This window comes from Leifsonia sp. 22587 (assembly GCF_052044215.1).
GTDB lineage: Bacteria > Actinomycetota > Actinomycetes > Actinomycetales > Microbacteriaceae > Leifsonia > Leifsonia shinshuensis_C.
Genome location: NZ_JBQENB010000003.1, coordinates 260151 through 287008 on the forward strand (window position 1 = coordinate 260151; position 26858 = coordinate 287008).

The window sequence follows — 26858 nt, forward strand, 5'->3', positions numbered from 1 at the left end:
CGTGGCGGCGAACAAGGCGGCGGCGATCTCCCACGTCGGGAAGATCCGCTCGAACAACCAGGACTCCGGATACGCCGGACGCCAGCTGTTCGTCGTCGCCGACGGCATGGGCGGACACGCGGGCGGCGACGTCGCATCCGCCATCGCCGTCACCCGGATCCGTGAGGCCGACCGCGAGTACGAGACGCCCGCCGAGGCGGAGTTCGCTCTGCAGTCGTCGCTGATCGCCGCCAACTCGCTGCTCGCGGAGACCGTTTTCGAGCATCCCGAACTGACCGGGATGGGCACCACGGTGAGCGCGATGGTGCGCGTCGGCGACCAGATCGCCTTCGCCCACATCGGCGACTCCCGCATTTACCTCCTCCGCGACGGCGAGCTCAAGCAGGTCTCCACCGACCACACGTTCGTGCAGCGGCTGGTGGACAGCGGCCGCATCACCGAGGAGGAGGCGATGGTCCACCCCCGCCGCTCGGTGCTGATGCGGGTGCTGGGGGATGTGGACGCGTCCCCCGAGATCGACACGTGGACGCTGGACACCCGTCCGGGCGACCGCTGGCTCATCTGCTCCGACGGCCTGAGCGGTGTGGTCAAGCACGACGACATGCTGGCCGCCCTCTCGTCGAAGGACGGGCCCAAGCAGGTGGCGGAGCGGCTGCTCAAGCAGAGCCTCGACGCCGGAGCGCCCGACAACGTCACCGCGATCGTCCTCGACATCGGCGACACCGCCCGCGGTGACGTCGTCAAGGAGCCCGTCACCGTCGGCTCGGCCGCGTCTCCCCTGCAGTTCGGCGCCGAGCCGAAGCCGACCACCCGCGCCGCGCGCCTTCCGGGCCTCCGCTTGCACCCCATCCGCCCGGCCACCGGGCCGACGCACTTCGAGCCGCAGTCCGAGGACTACCTCGACGAGCTGATCGAGGAGGATGCGCGCCGCGCCCGGCGTCGCCGGATCACCTGGATGGTCGGTCTGATCATGCTTGTGGTGGCGATCGTGCTCGCCATCGTGCTCGGCTACCAGTGGACCCAGTCCCGCTACTACATAGGAGCGGCGCCCGACGGCAAGGTGGCCATCTACCAGGGCGTGCAGCAGGGCATCGGACCGATCAGCCTCTCGCACCTCTACCAGGAGTCGGACGTCGTCGTCGACGACCTCCCCGAGTACGACAAGCAGCAGGTCGAGCAGACCATCAACGCCGACGACCTGCGTGCGGCCCAGACGATCGTGGAGCAGCTGAGCGATGCCGGCAGACAGTAGCACCGCCGCGCGCGAGCAGGCCCGTCCGCCCCGGAACCTCACCGGGCCGGTGAAACGGCTGCGCCTCCCGGCGAAGCTTCGCAACCGCGAGCTGTTCCTCCTCCTGATCGCCTGCGCCATCAATGCGGCAGCCGTCGTCCTGGTGCAGCTGGGCGCCCTCGGGCACGTCGACCTGACGCTCGTCTACCTGGGAGCGGGACTTTCGGCGCTGGTGCTCGGCATGCATATCGCGCTCCGGTTCGTGGCGCCCCAGGCGGACCCGTTCCTGCTGCCGATCGCGACGCTTCTGACCGGTATCGGGATCGCCGAGATCTACCGCATCGACATCCACTACAAGGACGCCGGCTGGGACAGCGCCGGGGTCAAGCAGATCGTGTGGAGCGCCATCGCGATCATCTGCGCGATCCTGGTGGTGGTGCTCATCCGCAACCACCGCATCCTGCAGCGCTACACCTATCTCTTCGGGTTCGCCGCGCTCGTGCTGCTGCTCCTCCCGATGCTCCCCGGCATCGGGCGCGAGATCTACGGCGCTCGGGTCTGGATCGGCATCGGACCGTTCAGCTTCCAGCCCGGCGAGATCGCCAAGATCTGCCTCGCGATCTTCTTCGCCGGCTACCTGGTGCAGGCGCGCGACTCGCTGTCGACGGTCGGCAAGAAGTTCTTGGGGATCCGCTTCCCGCGCGCCCGCGACCTCGGCCCGCTCCTCGTGGTCTGGCTGATGGCCATGGCCGTGATCGTCTTCCAGCGCGACCTCGGCACCGGTCTGCTCATCTTCGGTCTGTTCCTCGTGATGCTCTACGTGGCCACCGCGCGCATCAGCTGGGTCATCCTCGGACTGCTCCTCATCGTCGGGGGCGCGATCGCCGCGAGCCAGCTGCTCCCGTACGTGCACGACCGCTTCGCCAACTGGCTGACCCCGTTCTCGCAGAACGTCTACGACGCGCAGGGCGGCAGCTTCCAGCTCGTGCAGGGGCTGTTCGGGCTCGCCCACGGCGGCCTCATCGGAACCGGCCTCGGGCAGGGTCAGCCGTGGGTCACCCCGGTCTCGCAGAGCGACTACATCATCGCGAGTCTCGGAGAAGAGCTCGGTCTCGCGGGCCTCTTCGCGCTGTTCGCGCTCTACCTGGTCTTCGTCGCGCGCGGGCTCCGCATCGGCTTCGCCGGACAGGACGACTTCGGCAAGCTGCTCGCCGTCGGACTCTCGTTCACGGTCGCCCTGCAGTGCTTCATCGTGATCGGCGGCGTGACGCGCGTCATCCCGCTGACCGGGCTCACCACGCCGTTCCTCGCGTCGGGCGGTTCGTCCCTCGTCGCCAACTGGATCATCGTGGCGCTGCTGCTGCGGCTGTCCGACACCGTCCGCAATCAACCCCGGCTGGTGGTGAGCTGACATGAACCGTGAGATCAAGCGCGTGAGCACGATCGTGCTCGGGATGTTCCTGGCCCTGCTGGTCTCGACGTCCATCCTGCAGGTGTTCCAGGCGGACACGCTGAACACGGATGCCCGCAACACCCGCGCCCTCAACGACAGCTACTCCGCGCAGCGCGGCGCCATCCTCGTCCAGGGCCAGCCCATCGCCCAGTCGGTGCCGTCGAACGACGTCTACAAGTGGCAGCGCGTCTACAGCAACGGTCCGCTCTACTCCGCCGTCACCGGCTTCTTCCCGATCAACGGGGAGCCGACCGGCCTCGAGGGCGCGCTCAACGCCAAGCTGAGCGGCTCCGCCAACTCGCAGTTCTTCGACCGGGTGAACGCCATCCTGACCGGCAAGAACCCGCAGGGCGCAGCCGTCGAGACGACGATCGACCCGGTGGCGCAGCAGGCGGCGTGGGATGCGCTGGGCGACAAGCAGGGGGCCGTGGTCCTCCTGCAGCCCAAGACCGGCAAGATCCTCGCCATGGTGTCCAAGCCCACCTACGACCCGAACGTGCTCGCCTCCCACGACGGCAAGGCGGTCGACGCGGCCTATCAGCAGTTGCTCGCGGCCCCTGGGGATCCGCTGATCAACCGCACGATCGGCGGCAACCTGAACCCGCCCGGGTCCACTTTCAAGCCCGTGATGAGCGCCTCCGCCTTCGGAACCGGCCAGTACACCAAGGACAGCCAGCTCCCGAACCCCGCGTCCCTGCCGCTCCCCGGCTCCGGCACCGTCGTCAAGAACGACTCGCTCACCACCTGCGGACCCGGCGCCACCGTGTCGATCGCCACCGCGCAGATCCTCTCCTGCAACATCCCGTTCGCCGAGCTCGGCATGGAGCTGAAGCCCGAGGTGATCAAGGACCAGGCGGACAAGTTCGGATTCAACCAGTCGCTGAGCATCCCGATCCCGGTCGAGAAGAGCATCTACCCCCTCTACACCGACCCGGCGGAGCGGGCCCTCGGGTCGTTCGGGCAGATGGACGACCGCGCCACGCCGCTGCAGATGGCGATGGTGTCGGCGGCGATCGCCAACGGCGGCACGCTGATGACGCCCAACCTGGTGGACTCCATACGGTCGGCCGATCTGCAGACCGAGGAGAGCTTCCAGCCGAAGGAGTTCTCGCGTCCGCTGACCCAGCAGAATGCGGACACCATCAAGCAGATGATGGTGGACGGCGTCGATCACGGCGTGGCGAGCAATGCAAGAATAGACGGGGTCCAGGTCGGCGGTAAGACGGGCACGGCGCAGAACGGGGAGAACGATCCCTACACGCTGTGGTTCACCGGTTTCGCGCCGGCGAACGACCCCGAGTTCGCTGTGGCTGTAGTTGTCGAAAATGGCGGTGGACAGGGTCAGAACGGCACGGGGAACTCCCTTGCCGCTCCGATCGCGAGGAAAGTACTAGAGGCGGTGCTGAATAAATGAGACCCACAGCAGGGCTCACCTTCGGGGGACGTTACGAGCTGCAGTCGCGGATCGCGATCGGCGGCATGGGCGAAGTGTGGCAGGCCACGGACCTCGTCATCGGTCGCACCGTCGCCATCAAGATCCTGAAGGACGAGTACCTCGGCGATCCCGGCTTCCTCGAGCGCTTCCGCGCGGAGGCCCGCCACGCCGCTCTCGTCAACCACGAGGGCATCGCCAACGTCTACGACTACGGCGAGGAGGACGGCAGCGCCTACCTCGTCATGGAGCTCGTCCCCGGCGAGGCCCTGTCGAGCATCCTGGAGCGCGAGCACGTCCTCAGCACCGACCGGACGCTCGACATCGTGGCGCAGACCGCCGCCGCGCTCCACGCCGCGCACGCGGCCGGCCTGGTGCACCGCGACATCAAGCCCGGCAACCTGCTGATCACCCCGGACGGCCGGGTGAAGATCACCGACTTCGGCATCGCCCGCATCGCGGACCAGGTGCCGCTGACCGCCACCGGTCAGGTCATGGGTACGGTGCAGTACCTGTCGCCCGAACAGGCGTCCGGTCACCCGGCGTCCCCGACGACGGACATCTACTCGCTCGGCATCGTCGCGTACGAGTGCCTCGCAGGCCGCCGTCCATTCACCGGTGAGTCGCAGGTGGCCATCGCGATGGCGCAGATCAACGAGGCGCCGCCGGAGCTCCCCGCCACGGTGGCGGAGCCTGTCCGCAATCTCGTCTTCGCCTGCATCGCCAAGAACCCCGCGGACCGTCCCTCCTCCGCCGCACACCTCGCGCGCGCCGCCCAGGCTCTGCGCCGCGGTGACGTGCGTGCCGCTGCGGCCGCGGTCCCGGCCATCCTCGGAGCAGCCGCCGCGACGGATGCCGCCACCGTGCTCATGCAGCCGCCCGTGGCGCCGACCCAGGCCACGACCGTCCTACCCGCCACCGCGGTCGCGCCGGTCGTCGAGGAGGAGACCACCGAGCCTGTCGAGGAGCGCAAGCGCAGTCGCTGGACCTGGCCGCTGATCGCCCTCATCGCCCTGCTCGCGCTCGTGCTGATCGGCACGATCATCACGCTGGTCGCCCAGCCCAAGGTCGCGCCCACATCGTCCCCGGTCGTGACGCCCACCAGCCAGCCCACCACGCCGTCCCCGAAGCCCACCCCGACGAGCAACACCGTCCAGATCACCGAGAGCGACTTCCTCGGCCTGACCGCCGACCAGGCGCGCGACAAGCTCCAGCAGCTCGGGATGGTCGCCGACGTCTCGCAGGGCAACGCCGCGACGACCCAGGACCAGGCGAACAAGGTCTACTCGGTCAACCCGACCGGCCCGGTGCCGAAGGGCTCGACGATCTCGGTGAAGGTCTACGGCCCCGTCGCGCCGGTCCCGACGCCGACCGACACCGTCTCGGCCACCCCGCCCTCGGGCCAGGGGACGCCGAACTCGCAGATCACGGTGAACTTCGGTTCCGCCACCTGCCCGGCCGGGCAGAACCTGATCGGCCGACGCCTCTACGTGAACGGCCAGCCGCAGACGCCGGTCAACGACACCAAGATGGTGTGGTCGCCGAGCGCGGCCGGAACCTACCAGCTCACTTACACCATCTTCTGCGGGGAGTCCGTGGAGTCCGGCCAGTCGCCTGCACTGCCGTACGAGGTCACCTCTTCGACCTCCACGCCGGCGCCGGGTGCCGGGGGCACCGGGGGCAACGGCAACAAGTGACCCCGGCCCGGGGCCTCGGGCGGATATCCAGCCGGGCCCCGCTACACTAACCGGAGTCAGCACCCAGAAGGAGTCCGCATTGAGCCCAGATAGCCGCCTGCTCGCAGGCCGATATCAGGTGGGCGAACTCATCGGCCGGGGCGGTATGTCGGACGTCCACCGCGGCACCGACACCCGACTGGGCCGCACGGTGGCGATCAAGCTGCTGAAGCCCTCCCTCGCGACCGACCCCGCGTTCCGCACCCGTTTCCGCCAGGAGGCACAGGCCGCGGCCCGCATGACGCACCCGACGATCGTCCGCGTCTTCGACGCCGGCGAGGAGACCGTGCGCGAGCCGAACGGTCACGAGGCCCAGCTCCCGTTCATCGTCATGGAGTTCGTCGACGGCGTCCTTCTGAAAGACCTCATCAAGAAGGGCCCGCTCGAGCTCTCGGAGGCCGTCCGCATCACGGAGGGCATCCTCACCGCGCTGGAGTACTCGCACCGCGCCGGCGTCGTGCACCGCGACATCAAGCCCGGCAACGTGATGATCACCAAGTCCGGCCAGGTGAAGGTCATGGACTTCGGCATCGCCCGCGCCATCAGCGACTCGTCGGCGACCGTCGCGCAGACCACCGCCGTGCTCGGCACGGCCAGCTACTTCTCGCCCGAGCAGGCGAAGGGCGAGTCCGTCGACGCCCGCACCGACCTCTACTCCACCGGCGTCGTGCTCTTCGAGATGCTCACGGGACGTCCGCCCTTCCGCGGCGACACCCCGGTCGCCGTCGCCTACCAGCACGTGAGCGAGACCGCGGTCGCGCCGAGCACCGTCAATCCCAAGATCTCCCCCGCGATGGATGTCGTGGTCGCCCGCGCCCTCACCAAGGACCGCTTCGAGCGCTACCAGACCGTCGCGGAGTTCCGCGCCGACCTCGAGGAGGCGGCCGCGGGCCGCGTCCCGAAGCGCAAGCACGAGGACGAGCTCGCGGAGACACTGTTCGGCGCGCCCCCGAGCTCGGTGTCCGGCCCGGAGGCCGCCTTCCGGCAGCTGGCCGAGGACCAGACGATGACGCGCACGCAGCGCCGCCCACCGGTCATCTGGATCTGGGCCGGCATCGCCATCATGGCGGTCGTCATCGTGGCCGTCCTCGCCTGGGTGCTCCGGCTCGCGCCGAGCACGACCATGCCGGAGACGTCGCGCAAGGTGCCCAACCTGTCCGGGCAGACCCTCGACAAGGCTTCGGCTGAGCTCGAGAACATGAAGCTCAAGTGGGTGCAGACGAGCGAATCCAGCCCGACCTACTCGCAGGGCGAGGTCATCCGCACCGACCCCGGCGCGGGGATCGTCGTCGCGACCGGTGACACCATCACCGTCTACGTCTCTACCGGCAAGAAGACCGTGTCGGTTCCGGACGTGCACAACATGACGGTGGATGCGGCGACACAAGCGCTGCAACAGGCCGGGCTCACCGTCGGTCCGACGACGTCGGAGAACTCACCCACGGTGCCGGCCAACGTCGTGATCTCCACGGATCCCGCGGCCAACGCCTCCGCGCACGAAGGGGACGCGATCGGCCTGCACGTATCGAGCGGCAAGGTGACGCTGACCGACCTCACCGGGCAGACCATCCAGGCCGCCACGGGCATCCTCTCTCAGCTCGGACTGACCGCCAACCCGAAGCCGGACCCCACGTGCCCGCAGGACAAGGGCGCGACGATGGTGCACACGCAGTCGGTCGCCCCGGGTGATGTGCCGCAGGGCACGACCGTCGATCTGACCTACTGCTCGGGCTGATCCGACGCCGGCGCGCTCAGCCCAGCTTGACCAACGGGTTGAGCGAGCGGGCCGCCTCGGCTGCGCCCGCCAGTCCGGACGCCTCCAGCCAGTTGCCCAGCATCCGGTAGCCGCCCTCGGTGAGCACCGACTCCGGGTGGAACTGCACGCCATAGATCGGTGCGTCGCGGTGCTGCAAGGCCATGATCACGCCGCCCTCGGTGCGTGCGGTGATCTGCAGCTCCTCGGGCAGGGTGCCGTCGACGACGGCCAGCGAGTGGTAGCGCGTGGCCGTGAAGGGCTGCGGAACGCCGTCGAAGAGGATCGTGTCGTCGTGGGTGACCTTCGAGGTCTTGCCGTGCATCAGCTCTTCGGCGTTGGTGACCACCCCGCCGAACGCCTCGGCGATCGCCTGGTGGCCGAGGCACACGCCGAGCAGCGGCTGGCCGGTGGTCAGCACCTGCTCGACGACGGGGACGGACACGCCCGCGTCGGCCGGCTTTCCCGGGCCCGGAGAGAGCAGGACGGCGTCGTACTCGGCGAGCTTGCCCGCCAGCTGGTCGGCGCTGACATCGTCGTTGCGCACGACATCGGTCTCGGCGCCGAGTTCGCGCAGGTAGCCGTTCAGCGTGTAGACGAAGCTGTCGTAGTTGTCGATGACGAGTACGCGAGTCACGGCCCCACGGTACCTTCCTGCGGACCGAGGAGCGAATCCACCCAGGGGAACACCCAGGTCACCAGGGCGAACAGGAGCACGGCCGCCAGCACGAGCAGGATGAGCAGCCGCACCCACCACGGTCCGGGCAGAACTCTCCACAGGGCTCCGTACATCGTCAGCCTCCCTGTCCGACCGCGGCGGCGATCTCACTCGGAACGTCCTGCGGCGGCGCGAACGTCTGGTACACGCTGTACGCGATCAGCCGCTCTCCGGCATGAAAGGGCGGATTGCACGTCGTGATGGTCATGAACCGCTCCACGGGGGTCGCGGCCGGCTGGCGCGGCACGGGCAGCAGCACGCCGACCGCGGTCGGCTGCACGTACTCGAAGTTCCGGAAGGTGTACGCGTACCAGCCGTCCTGAGTCTGTACGTAGATGCGGTCCCCGATGCGCAGCTTCGAGAGGTCGATGAAGGTGTTGCCCCATCCCGAGTCGTGCCCGGCGACGGCGAAGTTGCCGACCTGACCGGGCATCTGAGTGTCCACATAGTGGCCCACTCCCGCCGTGTAGCTGTTCAGCACACGCTCGGTGTCGACGGTCTGCCGGATGACCCGCTTCCAGTCCGGGCCGAGCCGAGGGATGTAGAGGACGGCGAAGGGCTGGTAGGGAGCCGGCGCGGCCATCACCGGAGGATCGACCTGGGCCGCTTCAGGGTCGGGTGCCGGTTTGGGCGCCTTGATGGCGTCGTCCACCCACTTCTGGCTCTGCTGGGCGGCGGCGCTGGTCTGCTGACCGGCCAGCACGAGGTTGTTCCACCAGATCTGCCAGCCGAGGAAGAGAAGGACGAGCACGCCCGCCGTGATCAGCAGCTCGCCGATGACACCGACCACCGTTGGGCGCCGTGCAGGGCGGCGTCCCCGACGACTGTCGCGGGTGTCGGGCGGGGTCATGTGTCACATTCTAGAGAAGGTCTCTGTGAAACGACACGGGCCCTGCACCCCCTCGGCCCCTGTTCGGGGGCCTCAGAAAGCTCCGGGGCTTCCCCGCTACACTGTGGTGCTATGGCCCGCAGCAAGTCGAAGACGAAACCTGAGCGACCCGCCCGCGCCGAGCGCACTGCAGCGGCGTCCGGAGAAGAGGCGCCGAACCCGGTGTGGTTCAAGCCGCTCATGTTCGGCTTCATGCTGCTCGGATTGATCTGGATCATCGTCTTCTACGTGAGCCAGAACCAGTACCCCATCCCTGCCCTCGGCGCCTGGAACATCCTCGTCGGCTTCGGGATCGCGTTCATCGGCTTCCTGATGACCACCCGCTGGCGCTAGCGCGTCTCGCACTCCCTCTTCGACCCGGGTCGGCTCCCAGCCGGCCCGGGTCGTGTGTTTTCCACACTTCTCCACAGGGTGCCTGTGAGTAGTCGACGCTCGTTCGTGCGTGCTTTCCCCAGTGTTAATAAGCCTGTGGAGAGTTACAGCCGTGTAATTACCCACAGTGTTAATAAGCCTGTGGATAACTTATCCACGCGTTGTGGGAACTACAGGATTCAGACGAAGAAGTGGATGAGGCTGATCGCCACGAAGATCAGGCACAGCAGAACGAGCAGCGGAAGCTGCCAGCGGCGGCGCTGCGGCTGGCGGGTCTCAACGTAGATCAGCCCGACGAGGAAGCCGCCGACGAGCCCGCCGACGTGCGCCTGCCAGGCGATGTTGAACCCGGGCAGGAAGCCGATACCCAGGTTGATGGCGAGCAGCACGAGCATCTGGGTCGCGTTGCCGCCCAGCCGTCTCTGGATGATGAAGAACGCCCCGAACAGGCCGAAGATCGCGCCGGATGCGCCGAGCACCGGCTGCACCGGAGAGGCGAGAAGCAGCACGCCGAGCGAACCCGCGAAGCCGCTGATCAGGAACAGCGCCAGATAGCGGGCCCGTCCGAGCAACGGCTCCAGGGCCATCCCGAACACGAGCAGCGTGTACATGTTCAGCGCGATGTGGATGATGTTGGCGTGCGCGAACACGCTGGTGAACATCCGCCACGGCTCGAAGGCCACCCCGAACGTGCCGCTCGGGTAGGAGTAGGCGCCCGCGTACACGATGGCGCTGTTGACGGGGAGGTTGAGCAGCTGCCCGAGGGTCTGGACGATGAACACGAGCACGCACACGGCGATGATCGCGTACGTCACGACGGGCGCGCCCGACCCGGTCAGCCGCGTGAGCCACGCCGGCTTGGTGCGCGGATGCGTCGCGCGCTGCTGCGCCATGCACTCCGGGCACACCACACCCACGGCGGCCGGAGTCTGGCACTCGCCGCAGATCGTGCGGCCGCAGCGCTGGCAGAGCACGTAGCTCTGCCGGTCAGGATGCCGGTAGCAGTAGCTCGCGCGGGCGTCGACGGGCTGAGTCATGTGTGCTGCTCGCCCGCCCTCTCTCAGACCTGCTCGACGTCGATCGACTCGATGACCACGTCGTCCAGCGGCCGGTCGCGCGCATCCGTCGGCACCTCGGCGAGCTTGTCGACGATCTTGCGCGACGCGTCGTCCGCGACCTCGCCGAAGATGGTGTGCTTGCCCTGCAGCCAGGTGGTCGGCGCGACAGTGATGAAGAACTGCGAGCCGTTGGTGCCGCGGCCGCCCTGGATGCCGGCGTTCGCCATGGCCAGGATGTACGGCTGGGTGAAGTCGAGCTCCGGGTTGATCTCGTCGTCGAACTGGTAGCCCGGTCCGCCGACGCCCTGGCCGAGCGGGTCGCCGCCCTGGATCATGAAGCCGGGGATGATGCGGTGGAAGACCACACCGTCGTAGAGAGGAGCGGTCGACTTCTCGCCCGTGGCGGGGTGCGTCCACTCGATCTCGCCCGTCGCCAGCCCGACGAAGTTGCGAACCGTCTTCGGCGCGTGGTTGCCGAAGAGGTTGACCTTGATGTCTCCGTAGTTAGTGTGGAGCGTGGCGACAGCGGTGTGCTTAGACATGGCACCAATTCTTGCACAGGGCGTACAGACGACTTGGGCGGCCTGAGGACCTCTCGGGCCATCCTCAGCCCTTTCGGTGGCAAGATGGAGTCAGTCGCCACCCCGACTCGACGGAGGAACAGATGAGCCTGACACGGAAGCGCAAGAAGGAGCTCAAGCGACTGCGCAGCGGAGCCGAGGACCTGTGGACTCAGCAGCAGGAGGTGCTGGCGAACGCCAACGCCCTCGCGGCCGAGGCTCGCAAGCAGGCGGCTTACTACACCCGCGAAGAGATCGCGCCGCGCGTCCGTGGGGGGTACGACCAGTACGTGCGCCCCGCCGCCGACACCGCGAAGGCCACCGCGGGCCGCTACGTGGGCCAGGCGCGCGAGCGCGTCGTGACTGACGTCATCCCCGCGGTCGGCACTGCCGTCGGCACCGCGCTCTCGGTCGTCGACCACGCACGCGCCGCCCGCTCCGCCGCCTTCGCCGGCGAGTTCAAGAAGGCCGGCAAGGAGCTGACCAAGAAGACCAAAGCGGCCACGCAGAACTCGGGTCCGGGGGCGGGAAGCGTCATCGCCATCGGTCTGGGGATCATCGCGGCCGTCGGTCTGCTCTATGCGGTCTGGCAGACGTTCCGCGCCGACGACGAGCTGTGGGTCGCCGACGAGGAGCCTGCTGCTCCGGCGACCGGCACCACTCAGCAGTAACGACCCCCGGGTCTTTTCGGGGGTTTCCCCGATGGTGAGGATGCGCGCCCGCTGACACGCTGGAGAGCATGAACAGTCTCTTCCGGCCCCGCGATGGCCGCATCCTCGCCGGCGTGTGCGCCGGTCTCGCTCTCCGTTTCGGGCTGCGGCCGTGGACCGTGCGTCTGATCTTCCTGCTGTCGTGCCTGCTGCCCGGTCCGCAGTTCATCGCCTACCTGGTGGCGTGGATCGTCATCCCGAGCGAGGGCAGGACCGCGACCGTCTAGGTCGTTGCGCCGCCCGTGCCGTCGTCGAGTCCGGCGAAAGCCAGGGCGATGTCGACCAGCTCGACGTGGCGCTTCGGGATGCCCGCCAGCGGGAACCACGCGGCCTCGTCCGTGGTGCCGTCCAGCTCGTTCGTCAGCTCCCCGCCGACCACGGTCGCGCGGTACACGATGCGGAGCGCGTGGAGGGGGCCGGCCTCCGGGATGAACCGGTGCTCGGCCGGGATCACTTTCGAGTCGATCCCGAGCAGCGCGCCGACTTCCGCGACGTAGCCGGTCTCCTCCGCGATCTCGCGCACGACAGCGTCCGCCGGATCCTCACCCGGGTCGATGCCGCCGCCCGGGAGTGTCCATCCGGACCGGCCGCTCTCGTTCCAGTGGGCGAGAAGGATGCGGTCACCCTGCGTGATCACACCGTAGGCGGCGACGCGGATATCCATCGCCACACTCTACTTCCGTTGTCGGTGGTGAGGAGCAGACTAGGGGTGATGCCCGAACTGCCGGAAGTCACTGCCCTCGCCGCCGACCTCGATGGCCGGCTGAAGGGTCGCGTCATCGACCGCCTGTCGATCGTCGCCTTCTCGGCGCTGAAGACGTTCGATCCACCGGCCGACGCGCTCCATGGCCTGACCATCGCCGGCGTCAGCCGCCACGGCAAGTTCCTCGACATCACGGCAGGCGAGCTCCACGTCGTGGTGCATCTGGCACGGGCCGGCTGGATCCGCTGGCGCGACGCTCCGCCCCCTCCCCCGAACGGACGCCTGGGCAAGGGCCCGCTCGCCGCGCGGCTGGTCCTCGACGACGGGTCCGGTCTCGACATCACCGAGGCCGGCACCAAGAAGAGCCTCGCGATCTACGTCGTCCGTGACCCAGCCGAGGTGCCGGGCATCCAGCGACTCGGACCGGACCCGCTCGATCCGTCGTTCACCGAGGAGGCGTTCGCCGCCATCCTCGCCGCCCAGGGCCGGGCGCAGATCAAGGGCGTGCTGAGAAACCAGTCGCTCATCGCCGGGATCGGCAACGCCTACTCCGACGAGATCCTGCACGTGGCCAAGATGTCGCCGTACAAGCCGGCCAACATGGCAGCCGACGACGTCGCTCGCCTGTACGAGGCGATGCAGTCGACGCTCCGGGATGCGCTCGCTCGCGCCGACGGTCTCGCGGCCTCCGAGCTGAAGAGCGAGAAGAAGTCCAACCTGCGGGTGCACGGCCGCACCGGTCAGCCGTGCCCCGTCTGCGGCGACACGATCCGCCAGGTCATCTTCCACGACTCCACCTTCCAGTACTGCCCCACCTGCCAGACCGGCGGCAAGCCCCTGGCCGACCGCGTGCTGTCGCGCCTGCTCAAGTAGGAGCCGATTGCGGACAACCGACCGAGCGCCTCACGGGGAGACGGCTAAAGTCACCCACCGTGCGCCTGGTCTATCTCGACGAATCCGCCCGCGACGACCGCTTCTACTTCTTCGGTGCGCTGATCGCCGATGCGGCGGCCGTACGCCACATCGAGGAGAGCATCGACAAGTTCGCCCGCCTCATCGCGATGAATGTGCGCGGGTTCGACCCTCACACCGAGTTCCACGCTGTCGAGATGTTCCAGGGCAAGGGCAGGTGGGAGAGCGTCCCGGTCAGTTGGCGCATCAAAGCGTGCGACGTCGTAGCCAAGGTCTTGGCCGCCTCGACTGCACGGTTCGTCTTCAGGGGCGTGGATCTGGTCGCTCAGCGGTCGCGATATGCACGGCCCTTTCCCGCGCATCTCCTTGCGCTCGCCCACACCCTGGAAGATGTGCACATGCGATTGGGTGGCATCGACGAGGACGGTCTCGGGCTGGTCCTCGCCGACGAGCATCACTCAGCCGGCAACGCCAGAAGGAGCCTGCGCAGCTTCAAGCTGCAGGCGGTCCCCGGATACACCACACGAACACTGGAATGCATTGCCGACACCCTCTACTTCGGGCCCTCCTGCGACAGTCGGATGCTGCAGGCCGCAGACATCGCTACGTACTTCCTCAATCGGCATCGCACGATCGAGGAGCGTGATCCGCGCTCCGCGCGCGCGATCCACAAGATCGTCAGGAACATTCGCTCTGTGACGGTCAGCGAGTACGTCTGGCGTCCGTGAAAGACACAACGCCCCGCGCGAGCGGGGCGTTGGCTGTTGCGGGAGGCTTTCGCGTCCTGCCGTCTCAGCTTAGCAGGCGCAGTCGAACCCGCGCGGCGCGGTGAGGGGGTCGACCGACGCAGTGATGCGGCCCGCCTCGTCCTCGGTCGGCAGCCCTTCCCGCGCCCAGTACTCGTATCCGCCGATCATCTCGCGCACCTCGTAACCGAGCCGGCTGAACGCGAGCGCCGCCCGAGTGGAACCGTTGCATCCCGGTCCCCAGCAGTAGACAACGACCGGCATATCCATGGGGATGAGAGCCGGGGCACGTTCCGGGATCTCGGCCGTCGGCAGGTGGATGGCGCCGGCCACGCGTCCCTGTGCCCATGCGGTGACGGAACGGCTGTCGACGAGCACGAACCGATCACCGCGCTCGAGGGCGGCATGGACGTCGGACGGGTCCGTCTCGAAACGGAGCTTCGCGGAGAAGTGCTGGGTGGCGTCGGAGATCGTCAGTGTCATGGCTTCGAGACTAGGAAATCGGACCGCGCTGCTGAAGAGACCATCGACGGCATCCGGCGCGTTCCGCCGTCGATCTCATGGCAGAATCGCGCCATGACCGTCACATCCCCGTTCGTCGCCGACAGCACCGACCGCACCATCCTCGCGGAGCTGCAGCGCGACGGGCGTCAGTCCATCGCCGAGCTGGCGCGCACCGTCCACATGTCGAACAGCGCGGTGGCGGAGAGGGTCCGCCGTCTGGAGGAGGTCGGCGTGATCACGGGATACCGCGCGGTGGTGGATCCTGAGCGCCTCGGCTACGGCATCCTCGCCTACCTGCGGCTCCGCTACCCGAGCAGCCAGTACAAGCCGCTGCACGACCTGCTGGCGGAACTGCCCGAAGTGGTGGAGGCGCACCACGTCACCGGTGACGACTGCTTCATCCTGAAGGTGGTGGCGACATCCATGCGCCACCTGGAGCAGCTCAGTGGCCGAGTGGGGACGCTCGGAAGCGTGACCACGAGCGTGTCGTACTCGAGCCCGTTCCCGACCCGGACGATCGTCCCGCCGAACGAGTGAGCCGCCGGGTCGAGCCGCGGCCGATGCGATAAGTGTGGAGCCTAGGAGATTCGAACTCCTGACATCCTGCTTGCAAAGCAGGCGCTCTACCAACTGAGCTAAGGCCCCGCGAGAGGTGATGGTGGGGATACGAGGACTTGAACCTCGGACCTCTTCGTTATCAGCGAAGCGCTCTAACCGCCTGAGCTATATCCCCGAATGGGCAGATACGAGACTACCCGATCGGCCCTGGCATTGCGAAATCGGTCAGTTGTTGGTGAAGCCGACCAGCAGGCCGCCCGTGATCTTCACGGACAGGTTGTACAGCAGGGCGAAGACGGCTCCGAGGGCGGTGACCACGACGATGTCCAGGATGGCGACGATGAGCGAGAAGCCCATCACCTGACCCAGCCCGAGGATGGAGCGCAGGTCGCTCCCGCCGGCGCCCGAGATGTCCTTGAACAGGCTGTTGATCTGGTCGAAGATCCCAGTGCGGTCGAGGACCGTCCACACCAGGAACGTACCGACGATGGCGATGATCGCCAGGCAGATGCCCGCGAGGAACGACAGCTTCACGGTCGACCAGAAGTCGATGTAGACCAGCTTGAGCCGCACCTGCTTGGCGGATGCGGGTCGGCGGGTCGACTTCTTGGCGAGCTTGTCGGCGACGCTACTGCTCATCTACGGTTTCTTCCTTCCCGACCGCCTCGGTCTCCTCCGCGAGAGTGGAGTCGACGAGGTCGCGTTCGGTGTTCTTCGCCAGAGCGATGATCTTGTCGGACTCGGCGAAACGTGCAAAGACGACACCCATGGTGTCACGGCCCTTGGCGGGTACCTCGGCCACGGCAGAGCGTACCACCTTGCCGCTGGCAAGAACCACAAGGACCTCGTCGTCCTCGCCGACGATGAGAGCGCCCACGAGATCGCCGCGGTCGTCGCTCAGCTTGGCCACCTTGATGCCCAGACCACCGCGGCCCTGGAGCCGGTACTGGTCCGCGGACGTCCGCTTGGCGTACCCGCCCTCGGTGACCACGAAGACGTAGCCCTCGTCCGAGACGACCGATGCGTCGAGCAGGCTGTCCTCGCCGCGGAAGTGCATCCCGATCACACCGGAGGTCGAACGTCCCATCGGACGCAGAGCCTCGTCGGACGCGGTGAAGCGGATGGACATGCCCTTGCGCGAGACCAGCAGGAGGTCGGAGTCCTCCTCGACCAGCAGAGCGGAGACGAGCTCGTCGCCCTCCCGCAGCTTGATCGCGATGATGCCACCGGTGCGGTTGGTGTCGTACTCCGACAGGGCCGTCTTCTTGATCAGGCCTTCGCGGGTGGCGAGCACCAGGTACTTGGCCGCCTCGTAGTCGCGGATGTCGAGGATCTCGGCGATCTGCTCATCCGGCTGCAAAGCGAGAAGGTTGGCGACGTGCTGGCCCTTGGCGTCGCGGCCGGCCTCCTGCACCTCGTACGCCTTGGCCCGGTAGACGCGACCCTGGTTGGTGAAGAACAGCAGCCAGTGGTGCGTGGTGGTGACGAAGAAGTGGTCGACGACGTCCTCGCCGCGCAGCTGTGCGCCCTTCACGCCCTTGCCGCCGCGGTGCTGGCTGCGGTAGTTGTCGCTGCGCGTGCGCTTGATGTACCCGCCGCGCGTGACGGTGACCACCATCTCCTCTTCGGGGATGAGGTCCTCGACGCTCATGTCGCCGTCGTAGCCGAACATGATCTCGGTGCGGCGGTCGTCGCCGAACCGGTCGACGATCTCGGTGAGCTCCTCGCCGACGATCGAGCGCTGGCGGGCCGGGTCGTCGAGGATGGCGTGGTACTCCGCGATCTGCTTCTCGATTGCGTCCGCCTCCTCCATGATCTTCTGGCGTTCGAGGGCGGCGAGGCGACGCAGCTGCATGGCCAGGATCGCGTCCGCCTGCACGTCGTCGACCTCGAGCAGGCCCTTCAGGCCGTCGCGGGCGTCGTCGACCGTTGCCGACCGGCGGATGAGCGCGATGACCTCGTCGAGGGCGTCCAGCGCCTTGAGGTATCCGCGCAGGATGTGCGCCCGCTCCTCCGCCTTACGGAGACGGAAGCGGGTGCGCCGCACGATGACGTCGATCTGGTGGTCGACCCACGCGACGATGAAGCCGTCGAGCGAGAGCGTGCGAGGCACGTTATCGACGATCGCCAGCATGTTGGCGCCGAAGTTCTCCTGCAGCTGCGTGTGCTTGTACAGGTTGTTGAGCACGACCTTGGCCACGGCGTCGCGCTTCAGCACGATGACCAGTCGCTGACCGGTGCGGCCCGAGGTCTCGTCGCGGATGTCCGCGATGCCGCCGATACGGCCCTCCTTGACCAGGTCGGCGATCTTGATCGCCAGGTTGTCCGGGTTGACCTGGTACGGGAGCTCGGTGACCACGAGGCAGACCCGGCCCTGGATCTCCTCGATGTTCACCACGGCGCGCATGGTGATCGAGCCGCGGCCCGTGCGGTACGCATCGTGGATGCCCTTGACACCCAGGATCTGCGCGCCTGTCGGGAAGTCCGGTCCCTTGATCCGCTTGATGAGCTCTTCGAGCAGCTCCTCGCGCGGCGCGTCCGGGTTCTCCAGGTACCACAGCGCGCCGGCCGCAACCTCGCGCAGGTTGTGCGGCGGGATGTTCGTGGCCATGCCGACCGCGATTCCCACCGAGCCGTTGACCAGCAGGTTGGGGAACCGGCTGGGCAGGACGGCGGGCTCCTGGGTGCGACCGTCGTAGTTGTCCTGGAAGTCGACGGTCTCTTCGTCGATGTCGCGGACCATCTCCAGCGCGAGCGGCGCCATCTTCGTCTCGGTGTATCGCGGGGCGGCGGCGCCGTCGTTTCCCGGCGAGCCGAAGTTGCCCTGGCCGAGCGCGAGCGGGTAGCGCAGGCTCCACGGCTGAACGAGGCGGACGAGCGCGTCGTAGATCGCCGAGTCGCCATGCGGGTGGAACTGTCCCATCACGTCGCCGACGACGCGGGCGCACTTCGAGAACGCCTTGTCGGGACGATATCCGCCGTCGAACATCGCGTAGATGACGCGACGGTGCACCGGCTTCAGGCCGTCGCGCACCTCGGGCAGGGCGCGCCCGATGATGACCGACATGGCGTAGTCGAGGTACGACCTCTGCATCTCCGACTGGAGGTCGACCTGGTCGATCCTCCCGTGGATGCCGAAACCGGCCCCGTCGGCCGACACGTTCTCTTCGTCCGTCACAGTCTTCTCTTCCTCTTCGGTTCCCTCAGGTCATCGGCGCCGGAGCGTCAGATGTCGAGGAACCGGACGTCCTTGGCGTTCTTCTGGATGAACGAGCGTCGCGATTCGACGTCCTCGCCCATCAGGGTGGCGAAGATCTCGTCGGCCGCTGCCGCGTCGTCGAGCGTGACCTGGAGCAGCGTGCGCGTCTCCGGGTTCATCGTGGTCTCCCACAGCTCCTGGTAGTCCATCTCGCCGAGACCCTTGTAGCGCTGAACGCCGTTGTCCTTCGGGATCCGCTTGCCGGCGGCCAGTCCCTCGGCCAGGAAGGCGTCGCGCTCGCGGTCCGAGTAGACGTACTCGTGCTCGGCGTTCGACCACTTGAGGCGGTAGAGCGGCGGCTGCGCCAGGTAGACGTAGCCGAGCTCGATCATCGGCCGCATGTAGCGGAACAGCAGCGTGAGCAGCAGCGTGGTGATGTGCTGACCGTCGACATCGGCATCCGCCATCAGCACGATCTTGTGATAACGCGCCTTCTCGGGGTCGAAGTCCTCGCCGATGCCGGCGCCGAACGCCGTGATCATCGCCTGGACCTCGTTGTTGCCGAGCGCGCGGTCGAGCCGCGCCTTCTCGACGTTGAGGATCTTGCCGCGGAGCGGGAGGATCGCCTGCGTCTCCGGGTTGCGGCCCTGCACGGCGGAACCGCCGGCCGAGTCGCCCTCCACGATGAAGATCTCGGAGATCGTCGGGTCCTTGGACTGGCAGTCCTTGAGCTTGCCCGGCATCCCGCCGCTCTCGAGCAGTCCCTTGCGGCGAGCGGTCTCGCGGGCCTTGCGGGCGGCGAGTCGCGCGGTCGCGGCCTGCAGCGCCTTGCGGATGATGTCCTTGGCCTGGTTCGGGTTGCGGTCGAACCAGTCGCCGAGCTGGTCGCCGACCACCTTCTGCACGAAGGCCTTGGCCTCCGTGTTGCCCAGCTTGGTCTTGGTCTGCCCCTCGAACTGCGGCTCGGAGAGCTTCACGGAGATGACCGCGGTCAGGCCCTCGCGCACGTCGTCGCCGGAGAGGTTGTCGTCCCGGTCCTTCAGGATGCCCTTCTCACGCGCATAGCGGTTGACCAGCGTTGTCAGCGCCGCGCGGAAGCCCTCCTCGTGCGTGCCGCCCTCGTGGGTGTTGATCGTGTTCGCGTAGGTGAACACGCTCTCGTTGTAGCTCGTAGTCCACTGCATGGCGACCTCGAGGGCGATCTTGCGCTCGGTGTCCTCCGACTCGAACGAGATGATCTCGTCGTGGACGACCTCCACCTTCTTCGCGGAGTTGAGGTACTGCACGTAGTCCATGAGTCCGCGCTCGTAGAGGAAGACCTCGTGGCGCGGGGTGTGCTCCTCGTCGACCTCTCCCTCGACCGGCTCGATCTCGGGGGCGCGCTCGTCGGTGATCGCGATCCGGAGCCCCTTGTTGAGGAACGCCATCTGCTGGAATCGGGTGCGCAGCGTGTCGTAGTCGAACTCGATCGTCTCGAACGTGTCCGGGCTCGGCCAGAAGGTGATGATCGTTCCGGTGCGCTCCGACGCCTCGCCCTGCTCGAGCGGCGCCTGCGGGACACCGTTGCGGTAGCTCTGCCGCCAGACGTACCCCTGCCGGTGCACCTCGACGTCGAGCCGGCTGGACAGCGCGTTCACGACCGAGCTGCCGACGCCGTGCAGTCCGCCGGACACTGCGTATCCGCCGCCGCCGAACTTGCCTCCGGCGTGCAGGATCGTGAGGACCACCTCGACCGTGGACTTCTTCTCCACCGGATGCTCGTCCACGGGGATGCCGCGACCGTTGTCGTCGACGCGCACGGCACCATCGGCGAGGATGGTCACCTCGATGTTGTCGGCGTGGCCCGCGAGGGCCTCGTCGACCGAGTTGTCGACGATCTCGTAGACCAGGTGGTGAAGACCGCGGGGACCGGTGGAACCGATGTACATCCCAGGTCGCTTGCGGACGGCTTCGAGACCCTCGAGGACCTGGATCTCATTAGCGCCGTATTCGTGTTCCGTCCCGGCCGCGTTCGGTTCCATCGTCATATGAAATTAGGCTCCTGACCGCACTCAACAGTGACTCTCCATTCTACCAAGAGCGCGCGGTGGAAATGCCGGAAAACGGCCGTCTGAGCCATTTTCTTCGGACTGGCGACCTCTTTTGTGCTCTCAGCCGTAAGTATCGCGCGGACCGCGCCCTGGAATGGACCTGGGGCCTCTTTTCCAGGAGGGGGCGTCCGGCCCCTGAAAACGGATCGAAGCGATGCCCGCCTCGGGGAACCGTTCCGCGATGTGCGCGAGGAGTTCGGAGCGCATCATCCGCAGCTGCGTCGCCCACGCCGTGGACGCGCAGCGGACGACCAGCACGCCGTCCACGATCTGGTCCGGGACGGCGTGCTTCGCCGTCTCCTCACCGGCCAGTTCGCGCCACCTCTCGAGGAGGTCGGACTGGGCGAGAGCCGAGGTCCAGCCCAGCTGCGCGGCCAGCGCATCCACCACGTCCCCGACGCCGTGAGGGTCGCGGCCGGAACCGAACGGCGTGCTCGTCCCGGGGCCCTGCTCGTCGCGCGCGGCGCGTTTACGGCGCGCCGGTGTCCCGGTGAAGAGCGACTTCAGCCGGAGGTAGACGGCGGATGCTTCGCTGGCCCGCTCAGACACCGGTCGCCTCCACGATCGCGCCCGCCTCGATCCGGACTGTGTGGGCCGTGAGCTCGTCGGGCACGTCGTCGAAGACGGCCGCCGTGATGAGCACCTGCTCGTACCCTGCCACGGCGGTTGCGAGCATCCGGCGTCGCGCCTGGTCGAGTTCGGCGAAGACGTCGTCGAGGATGAGCACCGGGTCGCCGGTGGTGGACTCGCGGCGCAGCAGCTCGGCGGAGGCCAGCTTCAGGGCGAGCGCGAATGACCACGACTCCCCGTGGCTGGCGTATCCCTTGGCTGGAAGCCCGTTGAGCTCGAAGAGGACGTCGTCGCGATGCGGGCCGACGAGCGTCAGACCGCGGTCGAGCTCCTTGCGACGGCCAGCGGCCAGTGCCCGCCGGAAGGCCTCGGGGGTGGTGACACCGGCTGACCCGGTCACATCGTCGGGGGCGGAATCGTCATCGTCCTCGACGTGGGCACCGTGGATGGTGAGCTGCGGTACCAGACGCGGGTGGTGGTCGTCGCCGGCCACCGACCGATAGGCCGCGACGAGCGGATCGCTCAGCCGCCCGACCAGCTCGAGGCGCGCATCCATCAGCTCGGAGCCCAGCTGCACCAGGCGATCGTCCCAGATGTCGAGCGTGCCGAGCTGGTCCTCCCGGACGCGGGACGCCCGGGCGGATTTGAGGAGGGTGTTGCGCTGCTTGAGCACCCGCTCGTAGTCGGCGATGACCGCCGAGAACCGGGGATTGCGCTGGATCAGCAGCTGGTCGAGGAACCGCCGGCGGATCCCCGGCTCCCCGCGCACGAGCGCCAGGTCCTCCGGAGCGAAGAGGACGCTCGAGAAGTACCGCGGGAGTTCGCGCGGCTTGATCGCCGCCCGGTTCACCTGCGCTCGGTTCGCGGTGCCCCGGTTGAGCTGCACCTCGACGAGGAGCTCACGGCCGTCATGCTGGATGCGGGCCCGCACGATCGCGGCGTCCGCATCCTTCCGGATCATCGCCTGGTCGCTCGACACCCGGTGCGACCCGAGGGTGCTCAGGTAGCCGAGCGACTCGACGAGGTTGGTCTTCCCCTGACCGTTGCGGCCGACGAAAAGGTTCGCGCCGGCCGCGAACGGCACCTCCGCGGTGCGGTAGTTGCGGAAGTCGGTCAGGGAGAGGTGTGTGACACGCACAGAGTGACGGGTCTCAGTCCACGGCCTTCACAGCGTGGCCGCCGAACTGGTTGCGCAGCGCGGCGACGGCCTTCATGGCGGGCGAGTCCTCCTGGCGGGAGACGAAGCGCGCGAAGATCGACGCGCTGATCGTCGGCACGGGGACGGCGTTGTTGAGCGCCTCCTCGACCGTCCAGCGGCCCTCGCCCGAATCCTGCACGTAGCCCTCGATGTGCTCGAACTCCGGGTCCTGCTCCAGCGCCCGGACCAGCAAGTCGAGCAGCCATGAACGGACGACGGTCCCCCGCTGCCACGCCTTGAAGGTGCCGGTGACATCCTTGATGATGTCCTTGCGCGTGTCCAGCAGCTCGTAGCCCTCGGCGTACGCCTGCATCAGCGCGTACTCGATGCCGTTGTGCACCATCTTCGCGTAGTGGCCGGCGCCGACCTCGCCGACGTGGACGAAGCCCTCGTCGCGCGGACCCTCCGGCCGGAGGGCGTCGAAGACGGGCATCACGCGCTCAACCTGGTCGGCGGAGCCGCCGACCATGAGGCCGTAGCCGTTCTCCAGACCCCAGATGCCGCCGGAGACGCCGACATCCATGAAGTCGACACCGCGGGGCGCGAGCAGCTCCGAGTGCTTGAAGTCCTCGGTGAACTTCGAGTTCCCGCCGTCGATGACGAGGTCGCCCTTCTCGAGCAGCGGCTCGAGCTCGCGGATCACCGAGTCGGTGATCTCGCCGGCGGGCACCATGACCCAGACGGTGCGCGGCGCGGGCAGCGCGGCCACCAGGTCGGCGACGGTCGCCACGTCCGACACGTCCGGGTTCGTGTCGTAACCCGTGACGTCGATGCCGTTCTTCTCGAGCCGGGCACGCATGTTGTTGCCCATGCGTCCGAGGCCGATGAGGCCGATGTGCATGATTGTCCTTCTTCTTTCGCTTCGACGGCGCCGGGTCTAGCGCAGGAGCAGGTTCGGCTGGAGCAGATACTTGTAGGAATCCGCGCCGGCCTGATCCTTCGACGTCTGGCTCGTGATGAGCACAGGCCCCGGCTTGTTGGGGTTCTCGGTCTTGGTGAACGAGATGCGCACGAATTCCGAGTGCACCGCACCGAGACCATCGAGCAGGAACTGCGGCTTCAATGAAACCACCGTCTCCTGGCCAGTGAGAAGAGCGTCGATGCTCTCGGATGCCTGCGCCTGCTCGGAACCGATCGCTTCCAGCGTCAGCCCGTCGGCGGTGAAGGTGTAGCGGAGCGCGGCCTCGCGCTCCAGCACGAGGGCGACGCGTCGCGTCGCCTCGATGAGCTCTGCGGTGTTGATCACCGCGTAGTTGTCGACCTGCTCGGGGAACAGCCGGCGGACCGGCGGGAAGTTGCCCTTGATCAGCAGCGACGTCACGGTCTTCCGGTCGGCGGTGAAGGCGATCAGCTCACGATCGTCGCGGTTCGTGATCGAGATGGACACGTTGCCGCTGTGGCCGAAGGTCTTGCCGATCTCGGTGAGCGTGCGTGCGGGCACGAGCGCGGTGACCGGTTCGCCCGAGGTGGTGCCGTTGTCCCAGTCGATCTCACGGACGGCCACGCGGTAGCGGTCCGTCGCGACGAGGCCGAGCGTGTTGTCGCCCACCTCGAGCTGGACACCGGTGATGACCGGCGTGACGTCGTCGCGGGATGCGGCGACGCCGACCTGCGCGACGGCCTGAGCGAACTCCTCGGCCGGCACCAGACCGGCCTCTCCGCCGACCTGGGGGATGCTCGGGTATTCCTCGACGGGCATGGAGAGCAGGGTGAAGTTCGCGGATCCGGCCCGGACGACGATCTTCGACTCCTCCGTCGAGAACCGCACCGGCGCGTTCGGAAGCTTCGACGCGATCTCCGCGAGGAGACGGCCGGACACGAGGACGCGTCCCGGCTCCTCGACCTCCGCGGCGATCTCCGTCTGCGCCGAGACTTCGTAGTCGAACGACGACAGCTGCAGCCCGTTGTCCGTGGTCTCGATCAGCACGCCGCTCAGGATGGGCAGGGTCGTCCGCTGCGGAAGAAGCTTCACCGCGAAGGAGACGGCCTCGCTGAACACATCCCGATTGGCTTGGAACTTCACGAAGTCACCTCTGACGGCTTGACGGATAACGGACGTGACAAATCCTAGCGCCTGGCCTGTGACGCGGAAGCGGCGCCCGTCGGCCCTTGAGGTTGTCGTCCGCCCCCTATGAGAAGAGTTAAGAAGTAATCGTGTTAACCGCTGTGGAAACTGTGGATAACTCTGTTGAAGCCAGACGAGGACTGGAAACTACACGTCGGTGACTTGTTGATGGCCTGAGGATTCCTGTTGTTCACAAGGTCGTGGGCCCGTCGACGCCGAGGAGGGCTTTTCACAGGCCACGGTCTCTCGTCCCCATTAATCGTCGAGTTCTCCGGAACCTTTCCACAAGTTATCCACACGTGTTAATAACGCACTGTCCCCACTCTGGGGATGGAGATGTGGATAACCGGTCCGCTACAGCGGCCGACGGCCTACTTGCCGTAGCGGTGGTTCTGCTTGATCCGGCTGGTGAGCTCGGTGACCTGGTTGTAGATCGAGCGGCGCTCCTTCATGAGCTCGCTGATCTTCTTGTTCGCGTACATCACGGTGGTGTGGTCGCGGCCGCCGAAGAGCTGGCCGATCTTGGGCAGGGAGAGGTTGGTGAGCTCACGGCACAGGTACATGGCGATCTGTCGGGCCGTCGCCACCGCCTGCGAGCGGCTCGACCCGTAGAGGTCGTCGACCGAGAGCTTGAAGTACTCGGCGGTGTTGGTGATGATGTCGGTCGGCGCGATCACGTTGTCGTCGTCGAGCGTGATCAGGTCCTTGAGCACCGTCTGCACCAGCGGCATGTCGACCGGCGTGCGGTTGAGGCTGGCGAACGCCGTGACGCGGATGAGCGTCCCCTCGAGCTCGCGGATGTTGCTGGACACCTTGGTCGCCATGAACTCGAGGATGTCGTCCGGAACCTGGATCTTCTCGCTTTGCGCCTTCTTTCGCAGGATGGCGATGCGCGTCTCGAGGTCGGGCACCTGGACGTCGGTGATGAGTCCCCACTCGAACCGCGACCGCATCCTGTCCTCGAAGCCGGTGAGATGCTTCGGCGGCAGGTCGGAGGTGATGACCACCTGCTTGTTGTGGTCGTGCAGCGTGTTGAAGGTGTGGAAGAACGCCTCCTGCGTCTCGACCGCTCGCTGCAGGAACTGGATGTCGTCGATGAGGAGGATGTCGATGTTGCGGTAGCGCGCCTGGAACGACGAGCCCCGGTTGTTGGCGATCGAGTTGATGAAGTCGTTCGTGAACTCCTCGGAGGACACGTACCGGACGCGGATGCCGGGATACAGGCTCATCGCATAGTGCCCGATGGCGTGTAGGAGATGGGTCTTGCCGAGTCCCGAGTCGCCGTAGATGAACAGCGGGTTGTAGGCCTTGGCCGGAGCCTCGGCCACCGCGACCGCCGCCGCATGGGCGAAGCGGTTGGACTGGCCGATGACGAAGTTGTCGAAGCTGTACTTGGCGTTGAGGCGGGTGTCGCCGCCGCGCGGCGGTGCGGTGATCTCGGTGGGCTGGCTGACCATCGGCGGGGCGATCTGCTCGACATAGGCCGGAGCGACCTCCGGCTCGGCGCCCGTGCCGGCCATGGCCTCCTGCTGGATCTCCGGGTTCACCACGATCGCGAACGTGTTCACCGCGAGGTCGTCGTCGAGACCGCCGATCGCGTTCAACAGGGGCAGCCGGCTCCGCTGCTCGATCATCCCGCGGGTGAACTCGTTCGGCACCTCCAGATAGAAGGTGCCCGCCATGATGCCCTTCGGCTCGACCAGGCTCAGGAATCCATACAGCTGCGGCGTGATCCGGTCGTCGGTCTCGAGCTTGCCGAGCACGTTCTGCCACGCCGCAGCTATGGACTCTTCGCCGCCTGCCATCGTTCCCCGTCTTCGTCTGTGTTGCGGATGCCGTCAGCCCGACGAGGGGACGAGTCGACCCCCGGTGACTCTCATCGGGTTGGCGGCTTCGGATGCCGCCGGTGGGTATTCACAGAGTTATCCACCGCTGTGTGAGAAATACCGTAGCCATCTCCGGCCAGAATTGGCACGGCCTGGGGATAACTTTCGACCTCACGGTAACTTGTCCACAGAAGCTCGATCAAATCCGATCCGAGGCATATGACGGCGAGTCGAACATCCCCTGCCTGCCAATACCGTGCATAATCAGTGGATTTGAGTCCATCGGTTTGACCTCGCCTGCACCCAGGCCGTAGTTTTAATCAGTTGACTTGCGGCCCTTCCGGCTGCCCTGAAACTTTCCTGGCCTCCTCGTGCTGGCCCTTCCGCTCAGCACCGGCCTGTGAAGAGACCACCCACGGAGATTGATATGAGCAAGAGAACGTTCCAGCCGAACAACCGCAAGCGCGCGAAGACCCACGGCTTCCGCCTCCGCATGCGTACCCGTGCGGGTCGCGCGATCCTCTCGGCTCGCCGCCGCAAGGGCCGCGAGAAGCTCTCGGCCTGACCTTCCTCCG

At 67.1% G+C, this 26858-nt stretch carries 27 protein-coding genes and 2 tRNA genes; 12 read left to right on the forward strand and 17 right to left on the reverse strand.

Features of this window, described 5'->3' with window-relative positions:
• Nucleotide 1: 1 nt before the first annotated feature.
• The 5 genes from ACTJI1_RS13390 (at nucleotide 2) to pknB (ending at nucleotide 7587) form a co-directional block, all read left to right on the forward strand.
• Entirely contained in the window at nucleotides 2–1252 is a 1251-nt protein-coding gene (locus ACTJI1_RS13390) for a PP2C family protein-serine/threonine phosphatase (protein ID WP_440743032.1), read from the forward strand.
• Nucleotides 1236–2642: an FtsW/RodA/SpoVE family cell cycle protein gene (locus ACTJI1_RS13395; protein WP_310132718.1), complete on the forward strand. Its 1407-nt coding sequence runs from the start codon at nucleotides 1236–1238 to the stop codon at nucleotides 2640–2642. The genes ACTJI1_RS13390 and ACTJI1_RS13395 overlap by 17 nt, the downstream gene beginning before the upstream one ends.
• Nucleotide 2643: 1 nt before the next feature.
• Entirely contained in the window at nucleotides 2644–4098 is a 1455-nt protein-coding gene (locus ACTJI1_RS13400; protein WP_310132715.1) for a peptidoglycan D,D-transpeptidase FtsI family protein, read from the forward strand.
• Entirely contained in the window at nucleotides 4095–5813 is a 1719-nt protein-coding gene (locus ACTJI1_RS13405; RefSeq protein WP_310132714.1) for a serine/threonine-protein kinase, read from the forward strand. The genes ACTJI1_RS13400 and ACTJI1_RS13405 overlap by 4 nt, the downstream gene beginning before the upstream one ends.
• A gap of 79 nt (nucleotides 5814–5892) precedes the next feature.
• Nucleotides 5893–7587 (forward strand): Stk1 family PASTA domain-containing Ser/Thr kinase, encoded by a 1695-nt coding sequence (pknB, locus tag ACTJI1_RS13410; RefSeq protein WP_310132711.1) that lies wholly within the window; start codon nucleotides 5893–5895, stop codon nucleotides 7585–7587.
• Nucleotides 7588–7603: 16 nt separating this feature from the next.
• Here pknB and ACTJI1_RS13415 read toward each other — a convergent pair whose 3' ends face one another.
• The 3 genes from ACTJI1_RS13415 to ACTJI1_RS13425 are packed head-to-tail and all read right to left on the reverse strand — an operon-like array spanning nucleotide 7604 to nucleotide 9173.
• Complete coding sequence (locus ACTJI1_RS13415) at nucleotides 7604–8242, reverse strand: anthranilate synthase component II (protein ID WP_310132706.1); 639 nt, start codon at nucleotides 8240–8242, stop codon at nucleotides 7604–7606.
• The gene (locus ACTJI1_RS13420) at nucleotides 8239–8397 is read right to left on the reverse strand and encodes a hypothetical protein (RefSeq protein ID WP_440743033.1); all 159 of its coding nucleotides are present in this window, start codon (nucleotides 8395–8397) and stop codon (nucleotides 8239–8241) included. The genes ACTJI1_RS13415 and ACTJI1_RS13420 overlap by 4 nt, the downstream gene beginning before the upstream one ends.
• 2 nt (nucleotides 8398–8399) lie before the next feature.
• Entirely contained in the window at nucleotides 8400–9173 is a 774-nt protein-coding gene (locus ACTJI1_RS13425) for a class E sortase (RefSeq protein WP_440743034.1), read from the reverse strand.
• Nucleotides 9174–9284: 111 nt separating this feature from the next.
• Here ACTJI1_RS13425 and ACTJI1_RS13430 point away from each other — a divergent pair, with 111 nt between their 5' ends.
• Entirely contained in the window at nucleotides 9285–9545 is a 261-nt protein-coding gene (locus ACTJI1_RS13430) for a cell division protein CrgA (RefSeq protein ID WP_064110473.1), read from the forward strand.
• Nucleotides 9546–9763: 218 nt separating this feature from the next.
• Here ACTJI1_RS13430 and ACTJI1_RS13435 read toward each other — a convergent pair whose 3' ends face one another.
• Both ACTJI1_RS13435 and ACTJI1_RS13440 read right to left on the reverse strand, forming a co-directional pair.
• Nucleotides 9764–10621, reverse strand: coding sequence for a rhomboid family intramembrane serine protease (locus tag ACTJI1_RS13435; RefSeq protein WP_440743035.1), 858 nt, complete (start codon nucleotides 10619–10621; stop codon nucleotides 9764–9766).
• A 23-nt stretch (nucleotides 10622–10644) separates the two neighbouring features.
• Nucleotides 10645–11184, reverse strand: coding sequence for a peptidylprolyl isomerase (locus ACTJI1_RS13440; protein WP_310132698.1), 540 nt, complete (start codon nucleotides 11182–11184; stop codon nucleotides 10645–10647).
• 122 nt (nucleotides 11185–11306) lie between these two features.
• Here ACTJI1_RS13440 and ACTJI1_RS13445 point away from each other — a divergent pair, with 122 nt between their 5' ends.
• Complete coding sequence (locus ACTJI1_RS13445) at nucleotides 11307–11873, forward strand: hypothetical protein (protein ID WP_440743036.1); 567 nt, start codon at nucleotides 11307–11309, stop codon at nucleotides 11871–11873.
• A gap of 68 nt (nucleotides 11874–11941) precedes the next feature.
• Entirely contained in the window at nucleotides 11942–12139 is a 198-nt protein-coding gene (locus tag ACTJI1_RS13450) for a PspC domain-containing protein (RefSeq protein ID WP_310132695.1), read from the forward strand.
• Here the strand turns inward: ACTJI1_RS13450 and ACTJI1_RS13455 are convergent.
• Nucleotides 12136–12576: an NUDIX hydrolase gene (locus tag ACTJI1_RS13455; protein ID WP_440743037.1), complete on the reverse strand. Its 441-nt coding sequence runs from the start codon at nucleotides 12574–12576 to the stop codon at nucleotides 12136–12138. The two genes, ACTJI1_RS13450 and ACTJI1_RS13455, sit on opposite strands and share 4 nt — an antisense overlap.
• Nucleotides 12577–12624: 48 nt before the next feature.
• Here ACTJI1_RS13455 and ACTJI1_RS13460 point away from each other — a divergent pair, with 48 nt between their 5' ends.
• Nucleotides 12625–13488, forward strand: a complete 864-nt coding sequence (locus ACTJI1_RS13460) for an Fpg/Nei family DNA glycosylase (RefSeq protein ID WP_440743038.1) — start codon at nucleotides 12625–12627, stop codon at nucleotides 13486–13488.
• 59 nt (nucleotides 13489–13547) lie between these two features.
• Nucleotides 13548–14255, forward strand: coding sequence for a DUF3800 domain-containing protein (locus ACTJI1_RS13465; protein WP_440743039.1), 708 nt, complete (start codon nucleotides 13548–13550; stop codon nucleotides 14253–14255).
• Between the two features lie 69 nt (nucleotides 14256–14324).
• Here the strand turns inward: ACTJI1_RS13465 and ACTJI1_RS13470 are convergent, their stop codons facing one another.
• Complete coding sequence (locus ACTJI1_RS13470) at nucleotides 14325–14756, reverse strand: rhodanese-like domain-containing protein (protein WP_440743040.1); 432 nt, start codon at nucleotides 14754–14756, stop codon at nucleotides 14325–14327.
• A gap of 93 nt (nucleotides 14757–14849) precedes the next feature.
• Between ACTJI1_RS13470 and ACTJI1_RS13475 the strand changes: the two genes are divergently transcribed.
• A complete protein-coding gene (locus ACTJI1_RS13475; RefSeq protein WP_310132688.1) occupies nucleotides 14850–15314 on the forward strand; it encodes an Lrp/AsnC family transcriptional regulator in 465 nt (154 codons plus the stop codon).
• Nucleotides 15315–15349: 35 nt separating this feature from the next.
• Here ACTJI1_RS13475 and ACTJI1_RS13480 read toward each other — a convergent pair.
• The 10 genes from ACTJI1_RS13480 to dnaA all read right to left on the reverse strand — a co-directional run bounded on the left by ACTJI1_RS13480 (nucleotide 15350) and on the right by dnaA (nucleotide 26262).
• Nucleotides 15350–15422 (reverse strand) — tRNA-Ala (locus tag ACTJI1_RS13480).
• An 11-nt stretch (nucleotides 15423–15433) separates the two neighbouring features.
• Nucleotides 15434–15510: transfer RNA gene (locus ACTJI1_RS13485), tRNA-Ile, on the reverse strand.
• A 50-nt stretch (nucleotides 15511–15560) separates the two neighbouring features.
• Nucleotides 15561–15974: a DUF3566 domain-containing protein gene (locus ACTJI1_RS13490; RefSeq protein WP_310132685.1), complete on the reverse strand. Its 414-nt coding sequence runs from the start codon at nucleotides 15972–15974 to the stop codon at nucleotides 15561–15563.
• On the reverse strand, nucleotides 15964–18513 hold the full coding sequence (gyrA, locus tag ACTJI1_RS13495) for a DNA gyrase subunit A (RefSeq protein ID WP_440743041.1): 2550 nt from the start codon (nucleotides 18511–18513) through the stop codon (nucleotides 15964–15966). The genes ACTJI1_RS13490 and gyrA overlap by 11 nt, the downstream gene beginning before the upstream one ends.
• A 47-nt stretch (nucleotides 18514–18560) precedes the next feature.
• On the reverse strand, nucleotides 18561–20561 hold the full coding sequence (gene gyrB / locus ACTJI1_RS13500) for a DNA topoisomerase (ATP-hydrolyzing) subunit B (RefSeq protein WP_310132680.1): 2001 nt from the start codon (nucleotides 20559–20561) through the stop codon (nucleotides 18561–18563).
• A 123-nt stretch (nucleotides 20562–20684) separates the two neighbouring features.
• The gene (locus ACTJI1_RS13505) at nucleotides 20685–21173 is read right to left on the reverse strand and encodes a DUF721 domain-containing protein (RefSeq protein ID WP_440743042.1); all 489 of its coding nucleotides are present in this window, start codon (nucleotides 21171–21173) and stop codon (nucleotides 20685–20687) included.
• The gene (gene recF / locus ACTJI1_RS13510) at nucleotides 21166–22332 is read right to left on the reverse strand and encodes a DNA replication/repair protein RecF (protein WP_440743043.1); all 1167 of its coding nucleotides are present in this window, start codon (nucleotides 22330–22332) and stop codon (nucleotides 21166–21168) included. The genes ACTJI1_RS13505 and recF overlap by 8 nt, the downstream gene beginning before the upstream one ends.
• 13 nt (nucleotides 22333–22345) lie before the next feature.
• On the reverse strand, nucleotides 22346–23233 hold the full coding sequence (gene gnd, locus ACTJI1_RS13515) for a phosphogluconate dehydrogenase (NAD(+)-dependent, decarboxylating) (RefSeq protein WP_310132675.1): 888 nt from the start codon (nucleotides 23231–23233) through the stop codon (nucleotides 22346–22348).
• A 36-nt stretch (nucleotides 23234–23269) separates the two neighbouring features.
• Nucleotides 23270–24415, reverse strand: a complete 1146-nt coding sequence (dnaN, locus tag ACTJI1_RS13520) for a DNA polymerase III subunit beta (protein WP_310132672.1) — start codon at nucleotides 24413–24415, stop codon at nucleotides 23270–23272.
• 413 nt (nucleotides 24416–24828) lie between these two features.
• The gene (gene dnaA, locus ACTJI1_RS13525; protein WP_440743044.1) at nucleotides 24829–26262 is read right to left on the reverse strand and encodes a chromosomal replication initiator protein DnaA; all 1434 of its coding nucleotides are present in this window, start codon (nucleotides 26260–26262) and stop codon (nucleotides 24829–24831) included.
• A 448-nt stretch (nucleotides 26263–26710) separates the two neighbouring features.
• On the opposite strand from dnaA, the gene rpmH reads away from it, so the two are divergent.
• Nucleotides 26711–26848: a 50S ribosomal protein L34 gene (gene rpmH, locus ACTJI1_RS13530; RefSeq protein ID WP_018189031.1), complete on the forward strand. Its 138-nt coding sequence runs from the start codon at nucleotides 26711–26713 to the stop codon at nucleotides 26846–26848.
• Nucleotides 26849–26858 lie beyond the last annotated feature (10 nt).

Excerpts from the sequence above, each read along its gene's own strand:
- ACTJI1_RS13395 (WP_310132718.1), top strand. The coding sequence starts at position 1,236 with ATGCCGGCAGACAGTAGCACCGCCGCGCGCGAGCAGGCCCGTCCGCCC.
- ACTJI1_RS13400 (WP_310132715.1), top strand. The coding sequence starts at position 2,644 with ATGAACCGTGAGATCAAGCGCGTGAGCACGATCGTGCTCGGGATGTTC.
- ACTJI1_RS13405 (WP_310132714.1), top strand. The coding sequence starts at position 4,095 with ATGAGACCCACAGCAGGGCTCACCTTCGGGGGACGTTACGAGCTGCAG.
- ACTJI1_RS13420 (WP_440743033.1), bottom strand. The coding sequence starts at position 8,397 with ATGTACGGAGCCCTGTGGAGAGTTCTGCCCGGACCGTGGTGGGTGCGG.
- ACTJI1_RS13425 (WP_440743034.1), bottom strand. The coding sequence starts at position 9,173 with ATGACCCCGCCCGACACCCGCGACAGTCGTCGGGGACGCCGCCCTGCA.
- ACTJI1_RS13430 (WP_064110473.1), top strand. The coding sequence starts at position 9,285 with ATGGCCCGCAGCAAGTCGAAGACGAAACCTGAGCGACCCGCCCGCGCC.
- ACTJI1_RS13435 (WP_440743035.1), bottom strand. The coding sequence starts at position 10,621 with ATGACTCAGCCCGTCGACGCCCGCGCGAGCTACTGCTACCGGCATCCT.
- ACTJI1_RS13440 (WP_310132698.1), bottom strand. The coding sequence starts at position 11,184 with ATGTCTAAGCACACCGCTGTCGCCACGCTCCACACTAACTACGGAGAC.
- ACTJI1_RS13445 (WP_440743036.1), top strand. The coding sequence starts at position 11,307 with ATGAGCCTGACACGGAAGCGCAAGAAGGAGCTCAAGCGACTGCGCAGC.
- ACTJI1_RS13450 (WP_310132695.1), top strand. The coding sequence starts at position 11,942 with ATGAACAGTCTCTTCCGGCCCCGCGATGGCCGCATCCTCGCCGGCGTG.
- ACTJI1_RS13455 (WP_440743037.1), bottom strand. The coding sequence starts at position 12,576 with ATGGATATCCGCGTCGCCGCCTACGGTGTGATCACGCAGGGTGACCGC.
- ACTJI1_RS13460 (WP_440743038.1), top strand. The coding sequence starts at position 12,625 with ATGCCCGAACTGCCGGAAGTCACTGCCCTCGCCGCCGACCTCGATGGC.
- ACTJI1_RS13470 (WP_440743040.1), bottom strand. The coding sequence starts at position 14,756 with ATGACACTGACGATCTCCGACGCCACCCAGCACTTCTCCGCGAAGCTC.
- ACTJI1_RS13475 (WP_310132688.1), top strand. The coding sequence starts at position 14,850 with ATGACCGTCACATCCCCGTTCGTCGCCGACAGCACCGACCGCACCATC.
- ACTJI1_RS13490 (WP_310132685.1), bottom strand. The coding sequence starts at position 15,974 with ATGAGCAGTAGCGTCGCCGACAAGCTCGCCAAGAAGTCGACCCGCCGA.
- gyrB (WP_310132680.1), bottom strand. The coding sequence starts at position 20,561 with ATGACGATGGAACCGAACGCGGCCGGGACGGAACACGAATACGGCGCT.
- gnd (WP_310132675.1), bottom strand. The coding sequence starts at position 23,233 with ATGCACATCGGCCTCATCGGCCTCGGACGCATGGGCAACAACATGCGT.
- dnaA (WP_440743044.1), bottom strand. The coding sequence starts at position 26,262 with ATGGCAGGCGGCGAAGAGTCCATAGCTGCGGCGTGGCAGAACGTGCTC.
- rpmH (WP_018189031.1), top strand. The coding sequence starts at position 26,711 with ATGAGCAAGAGAACGTTCCAGCCGAACAACCGCAAGCGCGCGAAGACC.